This window comes from Corynebacterium parakroppenstedtii (genome assembly GCF_019754935.1).
Lineage (GTDB): Bacteria > Actinomycetota > Actinomycetes > Mycobacteriales > Mycobacteriaceae > Corynebacterium > Corynebacterium parakroppenstedtii.
On record NZ_JAGSOA010000001.1, the window covers coordinates 990,074 to 1,012,996 of the forward strand.

The following is a 22,923-nucleotide window of genomic DNA, read 5'->3' on the forward strand; positions in this document are numbered from 1 at the left end:
ACTACCTGCCGGATCCGGCCGACCGTGTCGGCGCGCAGTACAAGCGTGTGGGCGCGAAGGATGTGTACCTGGACATCAAGGGCGCGCGGGCCGTTATTGAGCGATACAAAGATGATCCGAACGCCACGGAGGTCGTCACCAACATGGAGAGCCATCACTATAAAGATGCGTGCTGGGTGATGGCGATTGGAACGAACGACGCCGCTAACGTCACCGCTGGCAATCAGACGTCGGCGGAAGACCGTGTCCGCACGATTATGGACATTGTCAAGGACGAGAAGCACGTGCTGTGGCCGACGGTGAAAACTGTGAACGCTGCCCAGTCCGCCTATGCCAACTCGGGTATGCAGCATTATGACGAAGCGCTGCGGAAGATGTGCAAGGAGTACCCCAACCTGCGTCTTTACGATTGGGCCGGTGAGGTTGAAGATGACTGGTTCATTGACGACGGGATCCATCCGAATACCGTGGGCGCCAAGGAAAAGGGTCGACGTTTTGCCGACGCCCTGACCCAGGCGTTCCCGAAGGGGAAGAAGCCCGCCAGCCAGTGCACGGTCGGTAGCGGCGACTGAGAAGTGTGAAGGCGCTGGCTTCACACTGTCGCCGGCGCATACACCGTCGGGTTCATACGCCGTCGTCGATATATATAAAGGAAAACCCCTTGCTCTGCCGAATTGTGTGGCAGGACAAGGGGTTTCGCGCGTCCAACGCAGCCCGGCAAGACGGGTAAAGCGATATTTAACGCTTGGAGTACTGCGGAGCGCGACGAGCTTTGTGCAGACCAGCCTTCTTGCGCTCAACCTCGCGAGCATCGCGGGTGAGGAAGCCGGCCTTCTTGAGGGCGCTGCGATCAGCCGGGTTGTAGGCGTTCAGCGCACGGGCGATCGCCAGGCGGAAAGCGCCAGCCTGGCCCGAGGGGCCACCGCCCTTGAGGTTCGCCTTGATGTCGAACTGGCTCTCACGCTCAATGAGGGTGAGGGGAGCCTTAATGAGCTGCTGGTGCAGCTTGTTCGGGAAGTAATCTTCCAGGGCGCGGCCGTTACAGGTGAACTCGCCGGAGCCAGCGGTCATCACGACGCGCACAACGGCGCGCTTGCGGCGTCCCACGGTCTGGATCGGGAAGTCGCGCTGCTCGGGCTCAACAACTGCTTCTTCTTCAACCTCAGTGGCGACGGAATCGCCGATGGTGGAAACGAACTCTTCGCTCGCTGCCTGGGCGGCGATGAAGTCGGCCTCGTTAGCCTCGTCCTGAATCTGGTTTTCGGTGTTCTCGCTCACTACTGTGCCACCTGCTTGATCTCGTAGTTCTCGGGCTTCTGGGCAGCGTGACGGTGCTCGCTACCTGCGTACACGTGAAGCTTCTTGATAGATGCGCGGGAAAGCTTGTTGTGCGGCATCATACCGGCGATAGCTTCTTCGATGACGCGCTCCGGGTGCACCTCGAGCGAACGCCCCAGGGTCATGGTGGTCAGACCACCCGGGTATCCGGAGTGACGGTAACGGAACTCACGCTCGCGCTTGTTTGCGGAAACGCGAACCTTGTCGGCGTTGATGATGATGACGTGGTCACCACAGTCAACGTTCGGTGCAAAAATCGGCTTACGCTTGCCCCGCAGCAGGTCAGCAGCCTCAACAGCGAGGCGGCCGAGCACCACGTCGGCGGCGTCGATGACGTACCACTTACGGGTAATGTCACCGCTCTTCGGGTGGAAAGTAGACAACATGACTCCTTGAAAGTCTGTCTGGAACTGCCAGCCACAAAATTGAACAGGCTAACTACCGTCAGTCTGCTGCCGCGGCGGCCGGTGGAGACCCGCGACTCGTGTCACATTGCCAATGTGGCGTTGTATCAGCGTCAACAGCGCGGAAATCGTAGTTCCTATCACTGAATCAACGCTGCATCGACAACTCGACACACAAATAGTTGAGAGTACCGGAATAGGTGCGAGCAGTTCAAGTGAGCGGGCGTTATCCGTGGCCGTGCGTTATGTGGGTTGGCCGACGCTCGTTATGTAAGGAGTCCGCTCTCCCCCTCGCGCGGTGTTTGCTCTCCCCTTCTCTCCCTTAACGCAAAGCTTCCTGCAGAACTGTGGCAAACCGCTCCATCCCCGTCTTCATCACCGGAATACTGTTTCCCGCGAAGGAAAACCGTATGGAGAGCTGCCCTTCCAGTTTCGTGTCCGCGTTGATCGTCGTACTGTCTTTTCTTTCGACGTTCCGATAGACCGAAGTCGGCTGGGAGTCGTGTGGGAAAAATTCCGTGCCCGGGACGAAAGCGATCTCGTGTTCTATTGCGTCGTCGATCAGCGACAGCGTATTCACCTGTGGACGTAATTCCTCCGGAAAATCTATCCACACAAACATGCCGCCATCGGGGTCGGTGATGTGCGTTCCGTCAGGAACGATGTCGAGTAATTGTGTGCGCAGGGCTTTGCATCGGGCCTGGTAGGTTGCCCGCATCGTGTTCAGGGCGCGGTCGCGGGAGGAGACGCCGTCCGGTTCTACCCTGTCGAGCCACAGTGCGGCAGCGCACTGGTCAATCACGGATCCGTGGAGCGTCGATACTTGTTTGGCGACCACCATTGGTTGGAGTAGCCAATCTGGTATCAGGGCGGCCCCAATACGGAACGCTGGTGACAGGAATTTCGACAAGCTGGCCAAGTAGACCGCGCCGGATTCGGACTCGTAGGTGTGACAGAGCGGTTCGCGCGCGTTCCCGTCGAAGGCTAAAGGTGAATATGCGTCGTCCTCAACTAATAAACTGCGGTGGCCTGTGAGAACACGCCGCACTTCATCCTTCCGACGCTCGCTCATTGAGCGGCCGGTGGGGTTTTGGAAGACCGGAATGAGGTAGGTGATGACGGGGTCGTAGTCCTGTAGTGCGCGCTCGAGTTCGGAGGGGATTATGCCGTTATCGTCGCACGGCACGGGGATAACCCGCGCTCCGGCCATGGTGAATGCTTGGATGGCCGCGGGGTAGGTGGGGGCTTCGACCAGGACCGTGTCCCCTGGGTTGATGATGACGCGGGCGAGTAAAAACAGTATTTCTTGGCTGCCGGTGGAGATGAGGATGTTGTCCGCGGGGGCGGACAGGTGCCGACGTTGCATTTCCCGCGCCATTGCTTGCCGAAGTTCGGGTTCGCCTTCTGTGACGGAGTATTGGAAGACGTCGGGCCCGCTGTCGTCTAGCACCGTTCGGACGCATTCCGTGATGCCCGATGTGTCCAGGAGTGTGGGGTCGGGGGCTCCGCCGGCGAAGCTGATGAAGTCGTCGTGGCTGATGTATCCGAGGAGGTCTCTGGTCATGGAGCGGGCGACGTGGGAGAATTCGCGGTTGAGCGGTAGCAATGGGCTCCTCTGGGTCGGTCGGTCTGTCGTCAAAGTGTCAGGAGGACACGGGCGGGTTTATTTGGGCTTCGGGGATTCCTGATCCTTTGTTGGCCCACGCGTCCATGATTGTTTTCATGGTGCCGTTATCAATGAGCTCTTGTGTGGCAGCTCGAATGGCTTCTGCCAGGGGGCGATTGTTTTGCGCAACGATCGCTGCCTTGGGCGCACGGTTCACGATAGTGCCGACGGTATCGAGGCGCCCTTGGGATTGGTTCACTGCGTAAGACACTATCGGCGAGTCTGCCACCATGACGTCGGCTTTTCTTCCCACGACTGCCGTGGACGCGTCGGTTTGGTTTTTGTAGCTTTGGATGGTCAGCTTTTCGTCGCTTCCGCAGTGGGACGCTTCTTCGGTCATGACTTCTTCGTGCAAGGACCCTGTTTGCACAGCTACGGAGTGCCCGCACAGATGCTCCGGGTCAACGTTTTTGGGGTTACCTTTGGCGACGCCGAATGCTCGCCCGGAGTCATACAAGCTGACCATGTTCACTTGTTTCATTCGCTCTTTATTGATGGTGAATGCGGAGATTCCCGCGTCGAACTTCGTGCCGACGGAGGGGACGATGCTGTCGAATGTTGAGTTGCGAATATCTGCGTCGAGCCCCATCACGCGCGCGAGTGCCCGCGTGAGGTCTATTTCGAATCCTTCGAGGGTCTTACCATCGGAGCCGACGAACTCTGCGGGTGCGTAGTCGGCCGAGGTGCCTACGATGAGCGTTCCGCGAGACTTGATTGGGTCCGGCACTATCTTCGCGATGTTATCGTTGGTGGTGAGGGCATCGATTGTGGACTCTATTGCGTTATTTCCGGTTGGACTTTCTTCGGATTTATATGTGCAGCCGGACAGCACTCCCGCGACAACGAGCGTCAGTGCTGCAGCGATGGTGGCGCGGTGGCTGGCGTAGCGGCTCGTAGTCGTGCGCTGTCTGGCGCGCTTGGGTTTATGCGTCATCATCTGGCTTGGGGTTGAGTTGTGATTCGGAGATAAAGGAATCTTCGGTTCCCCATTTGGCCAGGATTTTCTTCATCGTCCCGTCGTCGATGAGCTTTTGAATCGCCGCATGGATGGCGTCGGCAAGTTGGGTGTCATTCTTGGCGACGATCGCGGATTTGGGAGTGGAGTCGACGACTTTTCCGATCGGCTGGACGCGCCCTTTGGATTGCTTTTCTGCATAGTCGACGACGGGCGAGTCGGAGAACCAGAGGTCAGCTTTCCCTCCGGCGACGGCGGTGGCAACGTCTGCGGAGTTTTTGTACGACTGGATCGTGACTCCCTTTTTGCCGTTGTGCTTGCACTCGTCGTTCTTGTCGTTGGCCATTTCTTCGTAGACGGACCCGGTGAGGACGGCGACGGAGTCACCACAAATATCGCTGGGGTCGATGTCCCGTGGGTTATCTTTGAGGACGGAGTATTTTGTCCCCGATGTGTACAGGGTGACCATGTTGGTGTGCTCGAGGCGTTCGGGTTTCACATCGAACGATGAGAATCCTGCGTCGTATTTGGTACCGACGGATGCCACGAGGCTGTCGAAGCTTGCGTTGGTGAATTGCGTGGTGAGTCCGAAGAGGTCTCCGACGGCTTTGGCCATGTCGATTTCGGCGCCTTCAATGGTTTTCCCATCGTTTCCGATGAATTCGAGTGGGGCGAAATCCGCCGACGTTCCCACGGTGAAGGTGCCTTTTTGCTTCAGCGCTGCGGGTAGGGAGTCAGCAATGGCTTCGTCTTTAGGAACTGAGATCGTTTCGGTGGGGTCGTCGGATGTTCCTGCTCCTTCGGAGTTGTAGGTACATCCGGCAACACTGACGCCGACGAAGGTTGCCCACGTTCCCAGTGTGGCGACAGTGCGGGCCAGCGTGTTGGGCCGTTGTGTGCCCGCGGCTGACTGTCCCGGTGCCGTTGACCGGCGGTGGGTCGCTGTGCGCGGGAAGCTGGACCGCACTGAACGCAGAAAATTCATTCCTTGAATTTTATTTACCGTTTTCGTGCAGTTCAACTGTGCGGATGAATAATCCCTGCATGAATTGGTGAATTTCTCCATTGGCGGCTTCCACGCTGCCCCTCGTCAACCCACCTGTGCGTCCTTGGGATTTACGCTAACTCCAGGATGCCGCAGCCGAGCGGTTGATGTCACTCCTGGAATCATTGCTGTCTGCCACTGCCCGCGCGATGGTGGCGAGAACTTGGTTGAGGTCGGCTGCGGCGGTGTCCCATTGTTGCTGGGCTGCCTGATATGCGGAGGCAGATTCACCGGTCCAGGTGCTAACCATGGGCGCTAGTTGGCTTTTGAGGTCATCGAGTAAGCCGTTAATCCGTGCAGATGTTTGGGTGATGTCTCCGCTGGCTGCCGCGATGTCGCCGAAGCTGTAGTGGATCATGTCGGTGCTCATAGTGCTGTTCTCTTCCTTATGTCTTTCGTGGTTGGTCAGGGTGCTGGCGCGAAGGTTTTATAGAGACAGGCCGCCTAGCTGGGTGAATGATGCGGCGTTCTGTTCTTCGGTGGTGGCGAATGCCGAGGCGTTCGCGCGAATGTTGTCTGATATGGAGCTCAGCGCTTCACGGAGACGGAGCGCGGCGTCGTTCCATTGGACCATGAGTTCTCCGAAGGCGACGCTGGCGTTTCCTTTCCACGCTCCCGCTACGCCGTCGACGGTGCCTTGTAGGCGTTGAAGTTCTGCTTGGACTTGGTCATTGACGGCATCCACTTTCCCAGCCGTCGTGGTCATCAGTTCGTGTTCGGTAGCAAAAAGCCCGCTCATTGGTTTTCCCGTCTTAGTGAAATGTGTTGATATCGAATCCCGCCCCACCACGGCCTCGTTACAATCCCGAGATTTTCCGTGGTGTTGTGGCAGTGTATGAGTACAGACTCATCAGTCGTCGATCGGTTCCCGGCTATTTAATATTTTTTCTGGCGAGTACCTTTTCGCACCCACGATTAACTGCCTTGACCCCATATGCTGGGTAAATACGCCTACTGGCATGGATTTCCGCATCATGAGGGCATGACTTCTGCACTGCGCGCGGCGGTCGAGCATGCCGCTGTGCGTTTCGCGGTGAGTTCCCCTTTCCATTGGCATCCGACGCTGACTTGTTTTCCTTCTTGCAAAAATGTCGTCCACTGAACCACCGATCCGCCTTCTGGGCGTTCTTCGTAGCTCACGGCACCTTGTCGCCACGCAGATTCGGGCGCGTAGTTGGAAAACTCGGCTCGAGTTTGGACCATTGATTCCACGTGTTCACGGAGGTGTGCGTCGGTCACGTCTGGTTGAACGGGATGACCTGAGACCAGGATCCGTATGTCTTCATCCGCAGGATCTTCCAAAATGAGGCGCTCGGGCGTCGACGAGTGAGACCTTATCCATCCAGAGGTCAAGGCCGCCCGGACAATTCCGTTATCGACGATTCCGCCTGGCTGATCATGGTGGTCGCTACTTGCTGGCGTGGCGGATAGTGCTGTTTGTCCCCCGGTTGCGTCATTACCCTCTGTCCGTTCGTCGCCATCAATGTGTTGAGAGTTGGCTTCTGCTTGATTCGTCTGCTCATGATTTCCGCCGCTGCGCAGCGTGACGGCGAGAGCTGTCCCTATGAGAACAAGGGTGCACATGGTGACTGCGAGTGCATTGCGATGGCGGAGTAGAAACCCTCCACGGCGATAATCCCGGCGCGGCGGACGAAGGTCGGTTGCCTTTCGTTTCGTGGGGTTTGGTGAAACATCCTTATCCGTCCGTACCCTGTTGTGTGGATTCTGTTGGGTTCGCCCTCCCCGGGGCAACGCGGTGTCATCCCCGCTGCGATGCGTTTCGTTCCCTGCGCGGTGGGCCTCGTTGCCCATAGGGCGAACATCGTTGTGCGAATCGCGCGAGAGAACTCCGGCCATACGTGCCGAAATCTCTATCTCTTCGATGCCGACCCGCATCGCCGGAATGGACGCCTCGTTCAGCTTCTCCAGGGCATATTCAACGAGTTCAGCGCCCCGACCGGGCTTATTCGTAGCCTTGTCTGCAGCAACGACAAGGACTTCGACGCCCTCGGGTCCGATCAGGTCTCGCTCACGCGAACTTGGGACTCGGCCGGTCTCCACGGCAGATTCAATTTCTGCGCTCACGACGGCGATTAGGGGATCCATAAAGGACTTTCCGTCACCGATGGGGACGAGGTCGGTCATTGCTTCGTCGGCGGGAAGTGTCAGTGCTGTCAGTCCCGCGTATTGCCCTGCGATGTGGAGAACGAACGAAATAGGCCGAAGAGCAGGTTCAATGCGGCAGAGCGCGTCGGACATCGGAAGAATGGTGGGGCGTTCTCTGTTAACGCCGAGCGCGCGAAGGAAGGATCAGTATCAGCGTGCTGATACCGCTGTGCATCATCGTCGACGTAGTTATCAGCCCACCGTTTCCGACGAAGTAGCCCCCACCATGACGGACACAAAACAATGCGTTGTTCGGTTCGGCTGTTACGCCCGATGGATACAACGTCCGGGACGCTCTGGCCTCGGCTGGACTCAGTGTGTCTTTTTATACGAGCCTGATGATTATCTGGAGGCATCGTCGGCGTAAAGCTTGGTGACGCGTAGTTCCTTGTCGTCGTACTCACAGTCACGTAGTTCCCCCTTGTGTCTCAACCCCGTTTAGATTTTCGGTGCTATTTCTGTTCGGTGTTATTACTGTGTGCCGTGGTGTCGTCGGCTAAGTCCGTATCATCCGCGTTCGTGTCATCCGTGTCAGTGCCGGCAGGACTACATTTCTTGTCCTCATCCTCGGTACTGCCCTCGGGTGAAAGCTGCGCACGCGCGAAATGAATTTCGCTGGTCGCTCCGTTGACAATGATGTGCGCACGGCCTGGAAGAGCTGGCCGCAATGGCACCCCGAATAATGGGCCATCGTCTTTGTCCGCGGATAGCAGCGCGACCACGCCGTTGATGGCACGCATTCCTGCGAGCAGAGGATCGTGAGCTGCGCGCATCATTCCTGATGCTCGTCGCGCCACGACAATATGCACCCCGATGTCGCGAGCATGGGGAAGCACACTGACAAATCCGCTCATGACGGTTGGCGAAATCGTGAGAAGATCGTAATCGTCAATAAGAAGAAAAATCTCTGGGCCGGACCACCACGATCTGTCCTTCAGCTCCTGCGGGGTGATCGAATCACCAGGTAAGCGCATGTTCATGGTGGTGGTCAGCTGGGCAATCACAGTGTCTGCGGCGGAGGGTGTCGAGGCATATCCGGCGTCATAATCGCTCGGGACTTCTGCCAGCAAGGTTCGTCGTGGATCAATGACGACGATGGCCGCGGTTGGCACGTTATCCGTGCTTGTTGCATCAACAGTGCTCGTCGCATCAGCTGCGGAATCATCGGCTTTCGCGTCTTCATCCGTCGCCGGTTTCTTTCCGAAATTCTTCGGTTTATACGCGCTTGTAATGCCGTGAATGAGTGAGCGAAGCGTCGTTGTTCGTCCACTCTCCCCTTTTCCGACGATGAGCATGGCCGGGTTTGCCACCGTTGACCACGACCACGTTGATAGACGCACGCTCTCGCGGCCCATCGCGATCACTGGAGGAAGAACGGGGTCGAGTTCCTCACGTGTGAGGGCTTCTGGAAGGACCCGTAGCGCGGGGAACTCGAGTATCTCCTCGTTGCGCTGCTATGCGCGTCACCTCGGCAATGTCTTGGTTCGTTGAGTGAACAACCAAGGCATGAAGGCTGGTCCCTTTCCATTTCACGATTGCGCGACCTGGGCAGCTGGGTATCCGTTCAGATAATTTCCTATCAATCAGTGACTCCAGGGGGTCTCCCAGCGATAATTCAATTCTCGTTCCGAGTAAGTCACGGATCTGGGGCCGCAGTGCGGACCATCTATTGGCCGTAATAATGACATGAATTCCTACCGAGAGACCGTCTGCAATGAGGAGCCCGAGAGCATCGGCCACGTCGGGGAAATCTGTCGTTATGACGTGCCACCCGTCGATGACCACGAAGATGTCGCTGACCCCATGCTCGCGGGCAGCATCGACGCTGGCCCACCCCTGCCGGAGCCATTCCTCCCGACGGTCCTCGGCTAACACAGCGACTTCATTGACCAGACGAAGGATGCGGTCATGTTCATGACGATGAACCACGGCAACCGTGTGCGGCAATCGTTCCAGAGTTCCTAGGCCGGATCCGCCCATGTCCAGGACGTAGAACTGCGCCTGATCACTGGTACGGGACAAAGCCAACGTCGTGACCACACTTCTTGCCGCGGTTGTTGTTCCTGACTGCGGTCCGCCAATAATGCCGACATGTCCGGCTGATCCCCGCAGGTCAATAGTCCATGGGATCTGACGTTGGGTACGTGGCGCATCGATTAAACCGATCGTTATCTGAAGACCGTCGTTGGAACAGGTATGGTCACGCGTGAGACGACGAGTCCGAGTATTTAATTCGGAGGTGCTGTTGCAACTTGGGGCGGGAGCCAAGAAAGCTCCGTTTTTATTGTGTGATCAACGCTATGTGCCTGTGTTGTCAGGCCGTCTCGAATACCCGGCTAACAATCACTGCATCCGGATTCGGGTGACCATAGGCAAACATCGTGCCCTGCCCCTTCCGCAATGAGTGCATCGCTTCCATCCCTTTCAACGTCCGGTAGGCAGACGTTTGGTTTTTGAATGCTCCTTTCGGCCCCAGGATCCGCTTTAACCGGCCATGATCGCCTTCAATGACGTTGTTGAGGTATTTCACCCGACGATGCTCGACCGTCGATGGACAGACGCCTTCCGCCTTCAGCTCAGAGATTGCCCTGGCGAGTGAGGGGGCCTTGTCGGTGCTGATCACCCGCGGATAGCCTGCCGATTTATTCGACCGCAGCGTCTTCGCCAGGAAACGCTTCGCTGCCGCGACGTTGCGTTTTGGTGAGAGGTAGAAGTCCAGGGTCTGGCCACCTGCGGTGATTGCCCGATAGAGGTAGCACCACTTTCCCCCGACCCGGATATAGGTCTCATCCACCCGCCAGGACCTGGCCTGCCAGTCAGGAACTTGCCGATACCACCGGGTCTTCTTATCCAGCTCAGGAGCATATTTCTGGACCCAGCGGTAGATCGTGGTGTGATCGACCGGCACTCCCCGCTCGGTCATCATCTCTTCGAGGTCGCGATAGCTCACGCCGTAGCGGCAGTACCACCGCACCGCCCACAGGATGATTTCACGAGGGAACTGCCGACCGGAGAAGATGCCCATGGACCTGATTATTCCACGCCGGTCTTCCTACTGCCCCAACTTTGCAACAGCACCGCCTCAAGACTCCAAACTCTTTCATCTCGCTCTGAATAGTCAGCCACCCACCTATCTCCGCTTCTGCTTGAATAAACCAACCCGCGATAGTCAGCCGGACACTCCTCGCAGCTTTTGCGCGTTTCTTACTGGCGGTTTTCAGTTTGTCGCGCTGTACCCTAATGTCCACTAATGATGTCTTGTGTTTTGAGGCATTCCCTATTAACTACTCAATGTGAACGCAATAACCCTGGAATAAGAATCCAGTTCTCGTCTCAATAAGGTGCAGTAAGTCTTATTTAGTACGGAGTCTTCCGTTTTATTAATAGGGTGTACCACACTGATACACCCTCTGCCTTAATCAAGAGGTGACGGCATTTATCATATGGATATTCCGTTGAATTTCCGGATCACAATCAAGCACAAATAGATCCCAGAGGGAACCCTCTGCCATCGCTCGACACATTAACGGCTTTTACATGACTGGTAAATTCCCTAGGTACTGTCTCTTCACCTAATGCCAAATCACGCCATAGCCGAGAGACACCAGCCCCTTCCATCGCGGGTTCGTCAACGTCTTTAGCCACACATGAAAGGCTATACAAACCCCATTCAGATTCATCAAATGGGTAAGTGCCAAAGTCTCGCATATCCCTACGGAAATCTTGCATCATGACTTCGCGAATTACTCCGTCTCCCCCACGTGTAATTTCGTCAGTTACATAGAGTATCTCTGTGATATCTCGAGCCTTATCCACTCTTTTTAAATACTGTTTATGGAATTGTTCAAGGTCAGACTCTCGAGCGAGGAAGTAAGTTGTAAAAAGAAGAGTTTCGCCCAACATATTAAATCGGATCACCTTTTACTGTGAAAGCTCCAGAATTTGCATACCTAGGCTGAGGGTAGCAGTGTCTTTTATGCACATTTTCCGAATTTGTTCATGTACAAATCCGCATCTTTCTCCGCCTTTGATGGAAGTGCGCAATTTACTACCGCCAATCTTCCCGCCATCGCTGTTGGCAGGAGGTCGAGAATGTAACTCCACTGTAGCGGAGAAGTGTAACCCAATTAAAAAATTAACGATATCAGACAGTTAAGATATTCTTTCCAGCGCTCGACATGCGAGGCTGCGAGAGTCGTGTCTAATTTTTCCCAAACGCTACGGTTGAGCGGTGTCGCCCCCGAGGAACGTGGACAGATTGGTTGCCAGCTCTCGCAGCACTCCCTCGGAGAAGCGCTTCACAGACAGCTACTGTAGCCAGGTGATCTTCACGCGGTGCGGGTCGAATTTCTTAGCGCCAGGCTTGCCAGGCAGGATGCGAATTTCCATTAGCAGCCGAGTCAGCCGTCGCTTATCCTCAACAGAGGCACCGCCCCACCACTTGGCAAAGTCCGGCACGTCGACAAGTTCTACAGCAAGGGGGTCAGCAGCATGACTGGTCGTTAGTTCACGCATTTTTCCATCAAGACCTGCAATCTGAGCTTCAATTTTCTTTGACATTCGCACGAATGTTGGCATGTCAATCTCTTCATCGATAGCAGAATTTTCAATCTGCTCACGCTTGGCCAACAGCGCGTTTCGCCGTCCTGAAAGTTCTTGGAGTCGTTCGGTAAGGGTGTTGTTCTCTGGTGCCAAGGCCTTACGCAACGCATCCACGGCGTCAGGTTGCTCCATGCGTTTAAGAATGACAGCTTCGATAAGATCATCAACCTCAGCACCGATAGAGACATGGGTACCGCCCGGCTCAGAGCGCTTGCAGGTATAGAAACGACGAGGTTTACCATCCGTGTTCCGCCGACTACGCGAATACATCGGTTCTCCGCAGGTGCAGGTCAGGACAGAAGCGAGGAAATAGCGCGGTGCGTTACCGCTATGTGAGAGCCGCCGCGACGGGTCGCGCAAGATTGCATCGAGCTTTTCACCTGTAACCTCGTCGATAATCGCAGACCAGTTGCCTTTACCAATGATTTTGCGATCTTTAACAAGACGTTTCCCCGTATCCGGGTCAGTTGGGTTGAACGTACTCAAGCCGCGCACGCGTGGGTTGAGTAAAATGTCTCGCAGCGTTGGCGCCGACATAGGCCTGCCTGAAGTCGCAGTAAGACTGCGTGCATGAAAGACCTCGCGCACGGTTTCGCGCAGAGTCTTTCCAGCAATGACCATCGCGGCGGCGTCGAGAATAGCCTTGGCCTCTTCGTCGATGATGGTCTCAGCGTCAGCCTCGTAGCCGAACATACGCCGCCCGCCTGTCTTAGGCCGCCCTGTCCGGGCCCGGTCTTCGTAGGCAGCTCGGATACGTGCAGCACGATCAATAGACTCCTGCTCAGCAATCAGACCAAGAATCACGATAGTGAGCCGCGATGCAGGGTCTGAAGGGTCAATGTTGTAGCCACGGTTCGCTTTGACGGTGACGTTGTACTTCTCGCACAACTCAAAGAGCGCCAATGTGTCTTTGGTGCGACGGGTCAGCCTATCGAGTGCGTAGACGTAAACAACGTCAATCTCGTGGTTCTCGATGGCGTGAATAAGCTTGTTGTAATCAGGGCGAGGGTCGCCAGAGAAGGCGGAGATGTTGTTGTCCACGTAGGTGGCGACCACCTTAGCCTCGTCAGCCTCAGCCTGCTTAGTGGCGAGGTGAATTTGCCGTTTCACACCGGCTTCTTCCTGCTTATCCAACGAAATACGTGCGTAAATCGCCGCACGCTGTGATGTAGTCGCTGTCATATGCCCTATTGTACCCCAAACCCACATTCCTTATTGCCTGAGCCGGTCGCGCCGACGCATAAACCATGCGGCCCCGACCCGCCCTCGGCGGATTCTTTGATGTCCAGGTAGAACGGGTCACCGTCACTGTTAAGACCCAATGGGATGCGAAGACGCTCCGCACCCCGCTTTTCAGTCCATGCGGCCGAGGGTGAGACCAGAAGAGGTGTCGCCACACCGAGCACAAGTTCTACTTCGTCGATCCCTTCCGTGGAGTGCTCAGCGAGCACGGCATCTGTCGGCCGCGTGTACCGCGCCATCGAGCGGGCGAGAACATCAAGTTCCTGCTCAGAAAGCGTATCGGCCTGGGCAAATGTATCCAAGCCCGACGTCGTTAATGCGGAAATCATCCCATGATCAGCCCGAAGCGCGATGCCTTCCTCCGCCGCGTGAGCCTCCCACTGGTCCATCACATGCCAACGCTGCTGGCGCTGGATTTCCGGCATCACATCCTCGTCAGGCGTGCCGACGACAATCACGCTGGTCACCGCCGGGTGATGGGCAACGGTGAGAGGCGCAGCACCGTCGATGATGAGAACAACTTGAGGCCCGGAGTCATCGCGCGAGGTAGAGGCTCCAGACCTATCCGACCACAATTCGTCCAAAGCCGTCACGACTGCCTCAGGATCGGGAAACGCCTCCTGGCCATCCGAATGTGGAATCCATGGCAGCCACGGCCACGATCGCGGATGGCCGCACACGATAATCCGAATAGCCTCCGGACCATGCAGCGTGATTAATTGGGCCAGCAGCGAACGAACAACTTTCCGCCCGTCGGCCCCACCGATATACACCGTCGAAAAGTCACCCAAAGCCAGGCACACAGGAACATCCGAAAGCACCAAGGATTCTCTGAGCGCGCGGCGCAAGGCCAAGGCACAAATCGGATCAATATCTTCCACCGCATTGGTTTCCCCAATGCTCACATGGGTTCGCGCTCGTTGGGACGCTGTTCCGATGCGCACATGAGCAAAGTCGTCATCGTACCGACTCCGCTCCCACATGCGGTCACTTCCCGCAAAAAGCATCAAGGCATGGGGATCGGGATCCACAAATTCCATCATGGAGCGCTGTTGTTCAGCGTGTTCCCTGGATTCCCGCCGACATCGGTCAATGTGCCTCAGGTACACACGGCGTCGTTCGTCGACAGACTGTCCCTGATTTCCCGTCACCATCCCCACCATGGACGCAACCATGATCAGCGGAAAAAGGTAGGTCATGGGGTTGGCCGCGTTTCCGGAAACAACCATGATGGCGACCATCCCCAGCACCGTGACCACCATCACTAAGGGTAAGAGCCGACGAAAAAGCGGCTGCTGAGGGGAACGCGAAGCCTCTGGCGGTTGATCGACCGGGATTTCACGAGGTTCTGGTAGCTCCGGGCACCATCTGTCGGTATAAGGAACGACTGTCTGCATCGACATTGCTGTGGAGGAGTCATTGTTCCCGTCGGCATGCTCAGGTGAACGACGCACCACCGACTGCGCGGATGAACTACCCACTGAATGCCCCCTAGCCACCTGCGGCTGATAACGATATACACAGCATGGATCCCCTCAGACTGTGCAATGTGGGTAGTATATGCGAAACTTGTTATCCGGCATAGCATTCGGGGAAAAGGGGGATACATGCCACACACGAACACACGCGATTTTCGCAGGTCAACCACATATCAAGAGGAGAAAGACAACGAATTTACGACGGGCCCGCGACTAGATCTATCAAGAACACGAATACGCATCATTCTTGAGCTGCCCGATGAATCATTCGCCAGTTTGGGATTTCAGCAAAGCGATAACGTTGAAAGAAATGAAGCGGCAAGCAATGATCACCGTGAATTATCTGTTTACCCTACAGACTTTTCACACAATAACTCTTTACTTAGTGAAATTTTATTCGACGACGATATCCACGAACCCCTCCACCGGCAGTGTCTTGATGTCACGGTGCTTACCCACCAGCCCGCCACAGAATTAATTAGTGACCTGGTGGATTCTCTCCGAGAACACCGTGTTCTCGACACCACTGCCCCACCAACGACACCGTGGCGGCTTATAACCAGCAGCGGCCGCACTATCCGGTATGAAGCGTCATTGACAGATTATGGCGTTCAACCTGGCGATACACTCTTACTAACCACTCGTCCGTGGGGCGGACACGACATTCACATCACCACAGCGGAAGCTCTATCTCAATCCCGCGATAATCATTTTTTGGCCATATTATTAACCGTGGAATCTTACCCATTACGATTATGACGTTGGTGGCATTGTCACTCATTCCCCAACTGGTCAATGTTATTTCCAAGAATTGGGGACTCTGGGACGAAATCACGTCGATCACACGGCATAATCCACCCTTAGACTCCCCGGATGGGCATGGGTACTTCTTAACACTCTTCGCTTATTCGTCGCTATTCCCGTGGTGGTGTCTCGTCGCTGTTGCTTTACTCTCCTCTTCTTTTTGCGTATTTCTTGCTTATATTAAGACTCACCACACAATAAAGCCCTCAGATATCAATGGGAGCGAAGAAAAGGATACAAACTATCCATCACAACCTAATGTGCAATACGCATCCTTGTGGGTTCGGAATTCTCCCCCGCATAGTTCCTACGTCCTTGAGTCAACAGCATTGTGGTGGGCGGCTGCATGGGCGCTGGGCGCTCTGAGCTGGTCATCTCCCTGGATGGCGGTATCCCTCGGCTGTCTCTGCACAGCATTGGTATGCGGAGCAGTAACTTTCTTCCACCTCAGTGTTTTTAAGAAAAACTCCACAACAGACGCAAAAAACTCAGTTGCGAGAATTCCCGGCGCGATTAATACATCATCGGACATCGTTTCCGCCATTGCCCTCCTTACTTTTTCGGGCATCATGGTTCTTCCGCTGGGTTTAACTTTCTTCTCCTTTGTGACCCCTCAAGTCGTGTTTTGCGTCTGGCTGCTGCTCGCACTTTTCATCCATTCTTGGACCGGGATGCTCGCACTTCGCTGCGCTGGAGTTCGTCCCGACCCTGTCCCGTCGACAGGGAGTGAACTCGACGAGGCCGACAGTCCGCCTCTCCCCGATCGTCCTCAACGCGTCCGCCTGGCGCACGACATTCATACGGGCATGTCCGCGGGCTGCGCGGTACTCATCATCCTCGCTGCTCTGTGCCTCGCGTGGTCATCTCCGTCGGCGGGAACAGCATCGCTTATCCTCGTCATTGCCATCGCCGAGGGGCTTCGCGCACGCCTGCAAGCTCGGTATTCCGTTCAAGCATTGGCTCGGGCAACGTCGCTCGCGTGCCTCGCTATCACATCGCTGACTCTGTTCCTTGCGGATTATCCCGTCGGCACGATGAATACAGTGGCTCTAGCAGCAGGAACATCTGTTTTCGCCTTGCTGTTAGTTATTCCCGTCCTGCCGCAATGGAGAGTAACGGACCCCACAATTCAGAAGGCGATTGAGATTATGGAAGCCATCATGACGGCGGCGGCGATCCCCCTGGCTTTGTGGGTGGCAGGGATTTTCACCGTTATTCGTGGGCTGGGGTAATCGCCATGCCACACTCTTTGAAGGCCACTACCTCGGCCCATCTCTCTTACATCACCGCCCCATCTACCAGCCAGAATGTTGGTTCTTCTTCTCGACGTGCCCTCGCGTCCGTATGCGTCACGATCGGGGTTTTGTCGTCGACGATCATCGATTCTCCCTGGTCGTGCGGTCCCCCGCGGTCACACGCTGCCGACGTCGGCGCTCATGAGAATCAATGTTCGCGCGGTTTGACGGAGATCGAGTTATCCCGGCGCGGTTTCGCCACGGATATGCTCACTCCCGTGGATTCCTTGCCTTCGTTGGCCGAGGCTCAGCGCTTAGCAACGGGCCGGGGAATCACGGTGGCCGTCATTGATACTGGGGTGAATCGTCATGTCGATCTCCCGACTCTGATAGGCGGCGGGGATCTTTTGGGCGACACCGACGGCACTGAGGATTGCGATCTGCATGGAACAATCGTCGGCACTATTATCGCTGGTCACGGACGTGCGCGTGGGGTAGCTCCGGACGTTGATTTGTTGTCGATACGACAAACGAGTGCACACGCCCAGCCACGTCATCGCTCTGGCAATGATGGGAGCGGGCAGCCTGCGTCTCCTTCGACGGGGTCTCCGAAAACGGGCACCTTAACTGGTGTTGCGGACGCTATTAATAGGAGTGTCGACGCGCACGCACGCGTGATCAATATTTCGGTCGCTGCCTGCACAGATCCACGGATGGAGCCCGAGGGGATCGAGCATCTTCGCGGTTCGCTGGATCGTGCCGAGAGCGCCGGGGCGACGGTGGTCGCGGCGGCGGGGAATTCCACGGGCCCGTGCCACGATGGGATGAATGCCTACCCTGCCCATGAGCCAACAGTGATTTCGGTGGGGGCGGTTGGTGGCGATCGTCATCGTCGGGCGGATTATGCCCTCGCCGGCGGTGATATTACGGCCCCGGGTGGTCCTGTGATGGGTCCTGAGCTGGGGTCATCACCGATTATGGCGGCCACCGATCCTGCGGAGATTCAGCGGAATCCTGCCATGGCGGAGGAACCAACGCCTCAGCCTTTTGTCGGGACGAGTTTTTCTGCACCGCTCGTGTCGGGCACGGTGGCCTTGATGCTGGAGGTTGCTCCGCATTTGAGTCCGTCTGATGTTCGCCAAATCCTTGCGGCGACGGCAACGCCAGGGGCTGGGTCTCAGGCGGGGATGGTTCATCCTGCTCGAGCGGTGGGAATGGCGCGTCGACACGCGGAGGCTGGCGGCGTGATCCCCACGGAGTCTCGGGAAGCATCCGATCCTGACATCACCGTTCCCGCCACTGCTACTCATCGTTCCCACCGACGCATGGTGATAACCGTGATTGCGGTCCCGTTCACGATTCTGTGTGCGGTAAGTGCCGCGGTCATGGCTGCTCGGCGCCGACAATAATTTTTGACGCGCGATCGCGGGAAAGGTTTTCTCCCTCAGCGAGATGCCGGACTACCGACCACGGTGCCACTGTGGGAGTACGAAATCCCAGGATCTGCAGCGTTTCCAATGAATCCACCGCGAAGCGTCGGCCGTCCGAACTCACGATCGCATACCCCGAGCCAGTGTCAACGGCCACCGCGTGGGCCGGCCCGGAGTAATAATCGGCAGTTCGTGGCGTGAGCCGCTCTTCTTCTCTCTTGCCGACGGCCACCGCCTGCTCCGCCTGCACGACAGGCACTGCACCATGCGGGAAGGTTGTCGCCTCCGACCACGTGAGGATATCGGCGTCGCCCACCTCTGCGGATTCGGCATCGGTTGCGGGTCGCTGCTTCTCGCGTGGGCTTGCTACCGTCCCCGCACAAAGGCGCCCCTCTCGCGGAGCCCACTCAGGCTTCTCCCCCGGTATAGTCCCCCAGTTCAGTTCGTCGGCCGTCGGTATGTCTGAGATGTCTGCGGGGCTCACCCGCTCTACCACCACGCCTGGTCGTGAAAGCAGCAAACGAGCATGCACGGGAGCTAAAGGAGCAATTCCGTGGTCACGAACGACGTAGACGTCGCCGTCATCGGCAGATGCGTCGTCGCGTGTGGTTGCCCCGGATTCATGGGATGGGCGATTATCGACGGTCTGTCGGTGCGTCGATGAAGGGTCTGCCGAGCGCCCCACAGACGAACCGTGCTGGTCAGCGATGATGACGGTACCGATGGTGTTGAAGGGTCGCCGTAAGCCAGACTCGCCGCCGGCCGGCATGGATGATCGAATAGTACGAACATCATCGACGCGGGGTATCGCTTCGACGAAAGAATCCGGGACATCCCGAATGATCGATGACGAAATGCCCAGTGCCCGCGATACTGCCGGCTCGGGAATTGAACCGCGCTTGGCAAGGAGTGAGCGCCGATACGGATGCCCGTCAGATGAATCCGGGCTGATCAACCACATCCCACTCTCTGCACGAAGAATCGCCGAGCGAGCGTCGAGTGGCATTGACTCGGCCACCGCCACTGATAACGTGCCGCGGCTATTCTGACCAGGTTTTACGTCATTCTCGACGTCGTCGGCCCCCTCGTCATCAGCACTCTTACCCTCGTTGTAGGCAGCTTTCTTCACCAAGGAGGATGCGCCTGGAGCGCGGGAAGGCATCTTCTGCGCCCCAGATTTATCCGCGGACCGAAGACCATCTGCCGACCGAGATTTATTCGATGCCCGTGGGTTATCCGGCGCATGGCATACTCCCCATGATCTCTCCGTCGATTCCGCATTGCCCTGCGGTGGCAAATCCGAAGGCCCGCGGAGCCCGATAAACTCCCCGCGCGACAGAGACGCTAAATTTTTGCTCGATACTCGGTGAGCTTCTTCCGCTTTGCCCACCACGAGCCGCGCCGACGCCAGATCCGTCACCGGATGGAGCGTATCGTTAACGCGCACGAACATTTGGCCGGTATCTGCAGCAATGAGGATCGTGTGGTCTCCAATCGCGGGGTCGGGCCGCATCATCGCCATAATCCCAGCACCGGCGATACCGAGAACGCTCAGCACAACACCGATCGCCAGGGCTCGGCGTCGGCTCCCGGGAACGTCGTGAACCATGCGGGTATCCGCACAAACCAGGGCTTGTTCCAGCTGCTTCCGAACAAATCGGTATCCGGCTAACTGTGCACTGGACGTCGGTTGCTGATAGTCCTTACCGCCACCGGCAGATGCACGTCCCCGCTGGTGGTCGTCGTGACCCGACCCATCGTGGTTCGAACTTGCCATGATTCCCCCGTAACCCCCATATTCTGCAGATCCTGCATAGTCGGCAGGTTTCGCTGCGCACTCCATAACCTACATCATTGCCAGGACAGAACTTCATCATCAGCTAATGTGGCTGGCATGGAGAATCTACCGGATAACGACACCGCTTCCGATACCCCTACCTCATCACCTCATGCACCCCATGTCGCGCCGCTCGCCGATGATCCGACATCGTGTGCTATGGCATTTCGTAACCTCTACAAAGCTTTCCGTGGAAAACCAGCTGTTAATCAATTGAATTTGGATATTCCTCGCGGGAGTTTTTATGGCCTCGTCGGCCCTAATGGCGCGGGAAAGACCACAGCGATCACGATGTCCACCGGTCTCCTCCGCCCGGACCAGGGTTCCGTATGGGTTAATGGAATCAATGTGTGGGATAAACCCGCAACAGCAAAAGCGACGTTCGGGCTCTTGGCTGACGGGTTACCCACTTTTGATCGTTTGTCAGGAAAAGAACTTCTCCAATTTTCTGGTGCCCTACGCGGTATGGATGAGGGAATCGTCGAAAAACGCGCTAACGAATTACTCGATGTTCTCGATCTCAAAGACTCCGCAAATAAAATTGTCGCTGATTATTCCGCCGGCATGACAAAGAAGATTCTTCTAGCTCAAGCCCTTATTCACCGCCCCGAACTTCTTATTCTCGACGAGCCACTAGAAGCTGTTGATCCCGTGTCGGCTCAAATTATCCGGTCAATTTTGACGACGTATGTCAAAGCCGGGGGAACTGTCATTATGAGTTCGCATGTAATGGAAGTTGTTGAGGGGCTCTGCGACCACGTAGCCATTATGCAAAATGGCAGGGTTTTGGCTAGCGGAACCACCGATGAGGTGCGAAATGGATCAAGTTTGACCGATACATTCCTCAACCTCGTCGGTGGCGGGCGACTCGCTGAGGGAAGTTTGGGGTGGTTAGCATCATGAGCCAGCCGATTAATCCGAATAACACGGAGCCTGTATCGGGTTCTCCATCGACACGTGCTCAATCCACATCGCCGTCTCAACCATTTCACGCTAGCGATAAGGAAATACGTTCGGCGGTTTTCCGCTTGCATATGCGGTTATGGAAAAAGTCCTGGTATGAGGGCGCGAGTCAATGGATTCTTGTCATTATGACGACGCTGTACGCGATAGGGGGAGTCGCGTTTACGGCTAGCTCTTGCGTCGATATTGCCCGTAAAACGGGCCGTTTTTCAGCGGCTGCGGTCGGTGCACACTCGGCGGGCGATATGAGTGGACCTATCGCCGACAATCCATGGACCGCTTTCGCAGCACTCGGAGCCACGACACTGCTTGTGTTGGCTTTCATATGGCCAGCTGGGGAAAATACGGTTCAGCCAGCTAAGTTAGCGCAATTCCCTCTTAAACCGTCGTCACTGGTGAGAGCGTTACTGCCCACCATCATTGTTCAAAGTCGTGCGATTATTGCTATCGGTGTCACTATAGCCACCATGGTCGCGGTCATTATGTCAGGTAATGAGACAGGACAATGGTTCACCGCGTCGGTCGGAATCGTCGGGTTGATTTTGGGAATTTCGTGTCTCCTCGTTATTAATCAAGCACTGATTGTGACGTCGAGTTCTAGTGGAGGTAACCGTTCACGCCGAAACTGGCTGTATTTCATTGGCACATTTCTGTTCTTCTTTGTTTTCATTGTTATTCAGGTTTTCGCTTCTGGCTTCGCCTCCTCAATCACTGACACTATTCTGAAGTGGGTCATTCGTATTGCAGGATGGACACCTCTCGCATCAGGCCCGGCGATGATAGACGACGCCGCCCAGCATGCATGGATTAGCCTCGTTATCCGCGCCGTCATCACAGTTGTTTTCATTATTGCCGGCCTATATCTGTGGTCGCGGTCAGTCGATCGTGATTTCGCGTCTGCCGCCAATACGTCGGGAGAATCTGAAGATGTTTCGGCTCGAGACTCTTTTTATCTCCGTGGCGTTCCCCACAGTGTCGTCGGCGCATTATTCTCACGTCAGTTGAAATATTGGGTAAGAGATATCCGATTTAAATACGCCATATTGAGTTTTCCGATCATGGCACTCATATTCTTGATTATGGGGATTGCCACCGGAAACAACAGTTTAATTATCGGTGCTCTCTATATTGCAATTATCGGTAGCTCTAACTTCGCGTCGAATGATTTCGGTATGGATGGGCCAGCTAACTGGGTTCATATGGCAGCTGGAACACGGGGTAAAGACATCGTTACGGCTCGCGCTATTGCGGTCATTATCTTCAATGTTCTGTTGCTGGTTCCCTGCCTGATCATCATGGTGCTTTTCGCGGACTTCACCACTAACCAAAAAGCGATTATGGCGGGCGCGTGCCTCGGTGGGGTTTTTGCTGGTCCGGCGGTCGGATTATTCCTCTCCGCCTATAACCCCTTTCCCGCTGTCAAACCCGGCGTTAACACAATGAGGAACAACGGACGACAATCCGGCCCAGCCTTCGTGGCCATGCTTATTGCCCTGGTCGCATTCACCATTATTCTTGGACCGGCCGTTGCTATTCCACTTATCGGCCTCACCGGTGCTTGGTTCGCCGCCGTGTACTCCCTGAGTGTGGGCATGGCGATGCTCGCTGGCTCCATTGCCCTGTCCGCAAAACGAATTGATTCGCACTATCCCGAAATTTTCGCGAAAGTCCGAAAATTCTTATAGTCTTTCCGCTTTCCAGAATCTCTTATAAGATTGCTCTGGCCGCTCAACGGCGGCCACCTTTCTTATTTTTAAG

At 56.0% G+C, this 22,923-nt stretch carries 22 protein-coding genes; 6 read left to right on the forward strand and 16 right to left on the reverse strand.

Translation table 11 applies throughout. From position 1 onward, the window contains the following. Nucleotides 1–5: 5 nt before the first annotated feature. Complete coding sequence (locus tag KCQ76_RS04150; RefSeq protein WP_241864781.1) at nt 6–572, forward strand: GDSL-type esterase/lipase family protein; 567 nt, start codon at nt 6–8, stop codon at nt 570–572. 166 nt (nt 573–738) lie between these two features. Here the strand turns inward: KCQ76_RS04150 and rpsI are convergent, their stop codons facing one another. The 15 genes from rpsI to KCQ76_RS04225 form a co-directional block, all read right to left on the reverse strand. Beyond that, on the reverse strand, nt 739–1,278 hold the full coding sequence (gene rpsI / locus KCQ76_RS04155) for a 30S ribosomal protein S9 (RefSeq protein ID WP_221914796.1): 540 nt from the start codon (nt 1,276–1,278) through the stop codon (nt 739–741). Then, entirely contained in the window at nt 1,278–1,721 is a 444-nt protein-coding gene (gene rplM, locus KCQ76_RS04160) for a 50S ribosomal protein L13 (protein ID WP_041629580.1), read from the reverse strand. Before rplM ends, rpsI begins: the two co-directional genes overlap by 1 nt. A 343-nt stretch (nt 1,722–2,064) precedes the next feature. Beyond that, the gene (locus KCQ76_RS04165) at nt 2,065–3,348 is read right to left on the reverse strand and encodes an aminotransferase-like domain-containing protein (protein ID WP_052722139.1); all 1,284 of its coding nucleotides are present in this window, start codon (nt 3,346–3,348) and stop codon (nt 2,065–2,067) included. A 37-nt stretch (nt 3,349–3,385) separates the two neighbouring features. Further along, nucleotides 3,386–4,345, reverse strand: coding sequence for an ABC transporter substrate-binding protein (locus KCQ76_RS04170; protein WP_052723098.1), 960 nt, complete (start codon nt 4,343–4,345; stop codon nt 3,386–3,388). Further along, on the reverse strand, nt 4,332–5,348 hold the full coding sequence (locus tag KCQ76_RS04175) for an ABC transporter substrate-binding protein (RefSeq protein WP_160296139.1): 1,017 nt from the start codon (nt 5,346–5,348) through the stop codon (nt 4,332–4,334). Before KCQ76_RS04175 ends, KCQ76_RS04170 begins: the two co-directional genes overlap by 14 nt. A gap of 136 nt (nt 5,349–5,484) precedes the next feature. After that, nucleotides 5,485–5,778: a WXG100 family type VII secretion target gene (locus tag KCQ76_RS04180; RefSeq protein WP_082089743.1), complete on the reverse strand. Its 294-nt coding sequence runs from the start codon at nt 5,776–5,778 to the stop codon at nt 5,485–5,487. Between the two features lie 57 nt (nt 5,779–5,835). After that, on the reverse strand, nt 5,836–6,147 hold the full coding sequence (locus KCQ76_RS04185; protein ID WP_221914797.1) for a WXG100 family type VII secretion target: 312 nt from the start codon (nt 6,145–6,147) through the stop codon (nt 5,836–5,838). Between the two features lie 233 nt (nt 6,148–6,380). Beyond that, entirely contained in the window at nt 6,381–7,667 is a 1,287-nt protein-coding gene (locus KCQ76_RS04190; RefSeq protein WP_221914798.1) for a type VII secretion-associated protein, read from the reverse strand. After that, entirely contained in the window at nt 7,583–7,978 is a 396-nt protein-coding gene (locus KCQ76_RS04195) for a hypothetical protein (protein WP_221914799.1), read from the reverse strand. The genes KCQ76_RS04190 and KCQ76_RS04195 overlap by 85 nt, the downstream gene beginning before the upstream one ends. A gap of 48 nt (nt 7,979–8,026) precedes the next feature. Then, complete coding sequence (locus KCQ76_RS04200; protein ID WP_046205093.1) at nt 8,027–8,929, reverse strand: hypothetical protein; 903 nt, start codon at nt 8,927–8,929, stop codon at nt 8,027–8,029. A 34-nt stretch (nt 8,930–8,963) separates the two neighbouring features. After that, the gene (locus KCQ76_RS04205) at nt 8,964–9,842 is read right to left on the reverse strand and encodes an FtsK/SpoIIIE domain-containing protein (RefSeq protein ID WP_221914800.1); all 879 of its coding nucleotides are present in this window, start codon (nt 9,840–9,842) and stop codon (nt 8,964–8,966) included. A 46-nt stretch (nt 9,843–9,888) separates the two neighbouring features. After that, complete coding sequence (locus KCQ76_RS04210; protein WP_011069225.1) at nt 9,889–10,599, reverse strand: IS6-like element IS1628 family transposase; 711 nt, start codon at nt 10,597–10,599, stop codon at nt 9,889–9,891. 449 nt (nt 10,600–11,048) lie between these two features. Next, nucleotides 11,049–11,477 (reverse strand): hypothetical protein, encoded by a 429-nt coding sequence (locus tag KCQ76_RS04215; protein WP_046202907.1) that lies wholly within the window; start codon nt 11,475–11,477, stop codon nt 11,049–11,051. Nucleotides 11,478–11,882: 405 nt separating this feature from the next. Next, entirely contained in the window at nt 11,883–13,385 is a 1,503-nt protein-coding gene (locus KCQ76_RS04220; protein WP_046202906.1) for a recombinase family protein, read from the reverse strand. Then, the gene (locus KCQ76_RS04225) at nt 13,364–14,899 is read right to left on the reverse strand and encodes a hypothetical protein (protein WP_152647004.1); all 1,536 of its coding nucleotides are present in this window, start codon (nt 14,897–14,899) and stop codon (nt 13,364–13,366) included. Before KCQ76_RS04225 ends, KCQ76_RS04220 begins: the two co-directional genes overlap by 22 nt. A 126-nt stretch (nt 14,900–15,025) precedes the next feature. On the opposite strand from KCQ76_RS04225, the gene KCQ76_RS04230 reads away from it, so the two are divergent. The 3 genes from KCQ76_RS04230 to KCQ76_RS04240 are packed head-to-tail and all read left to right on the forward strand — an operon-like array spanning nt 15,026 to nt 18,344. Beyond that, entirely contained in the window at nt 15,026–15,655 is a 630-nt protein-coding gene (locus tag KCQ76_RS04230) for an EsaB/YukD family protein (RefSeq protein WP_221914801.1), read from the forward strand. A 5-nt stretch (nt 15,656–15,660) separates the two neighbouring features. Then, complete coding sequence (locus KCQ76_RS04235) at nt 15,661–16,932, forward strand: ubiquitin family protein (protein ID WP_340062878.1); 1,272 nt, start codon at nt 15,661–15,663, stop codon at nt 16,930–16,932. A 5-nt stretch (nt 16,933–16,937) separates the two neighbouring features. Then, a complete protein-coding gene (locus KCQ76_RS04240; protein ID WP_052722135.1) occupies nt 16,938–18,344 on the forward strand; it encodes a S8 family serine peptidase in 1,407 nt (468 codons plus the stop codon). On the opposite strand, the gene eccB is transcribed toward KCQ76_RS04240, so the two are convergent. After that, nucleotides 18,319–20,142, reverse strand: coding sequence for a type VII secretion protein EccB (gene eccB, locus KCQ76_RS04245; RefSeq protein WP_160296125.1), 1,824 nt, complete (start codon nt 20,140–20,142; stop codon nt 18,319–18,321). The genes KCQ76_RS04240 and eccB overlap by 26 nt on opposite strands. Before the next feature lie 117 nt (nt 20,143–20,259). On the opposite strand from eccB, the gene KCQ76_RS04250 reads away from it, so the two are divergent. Beyond that, the gene (locus tag KCQ76_RS04250) at nt 20,260–21,105 is read left to right on the forward strand and encodes an ABC transporter ATP-binding protein (protein WP_046202902.1); all 846 of its coding nucleotides are present in this window, start codon (nt 20,260–20,262) and stop codon (nt 21,103–21,105) included. Next, nucleotides 21,102–22,850 (forward strand): hypothetical protein, encoded by a 1,749-nt coding sequence (locus KCQ76_RS04255; RefSeq protein WP_146003178.1) that lies wholly within the window; start codon nt 21,102–21,104, stop codon nt 22,848–22,850. The genes KCQ76_RS04250 and KCQ76_RS04255 overlap by 4 nt, the downstream gene beginning before the upstream one ends. Nucleotides 22,851–22,923 lie beyond the last annotated feature (73 nt).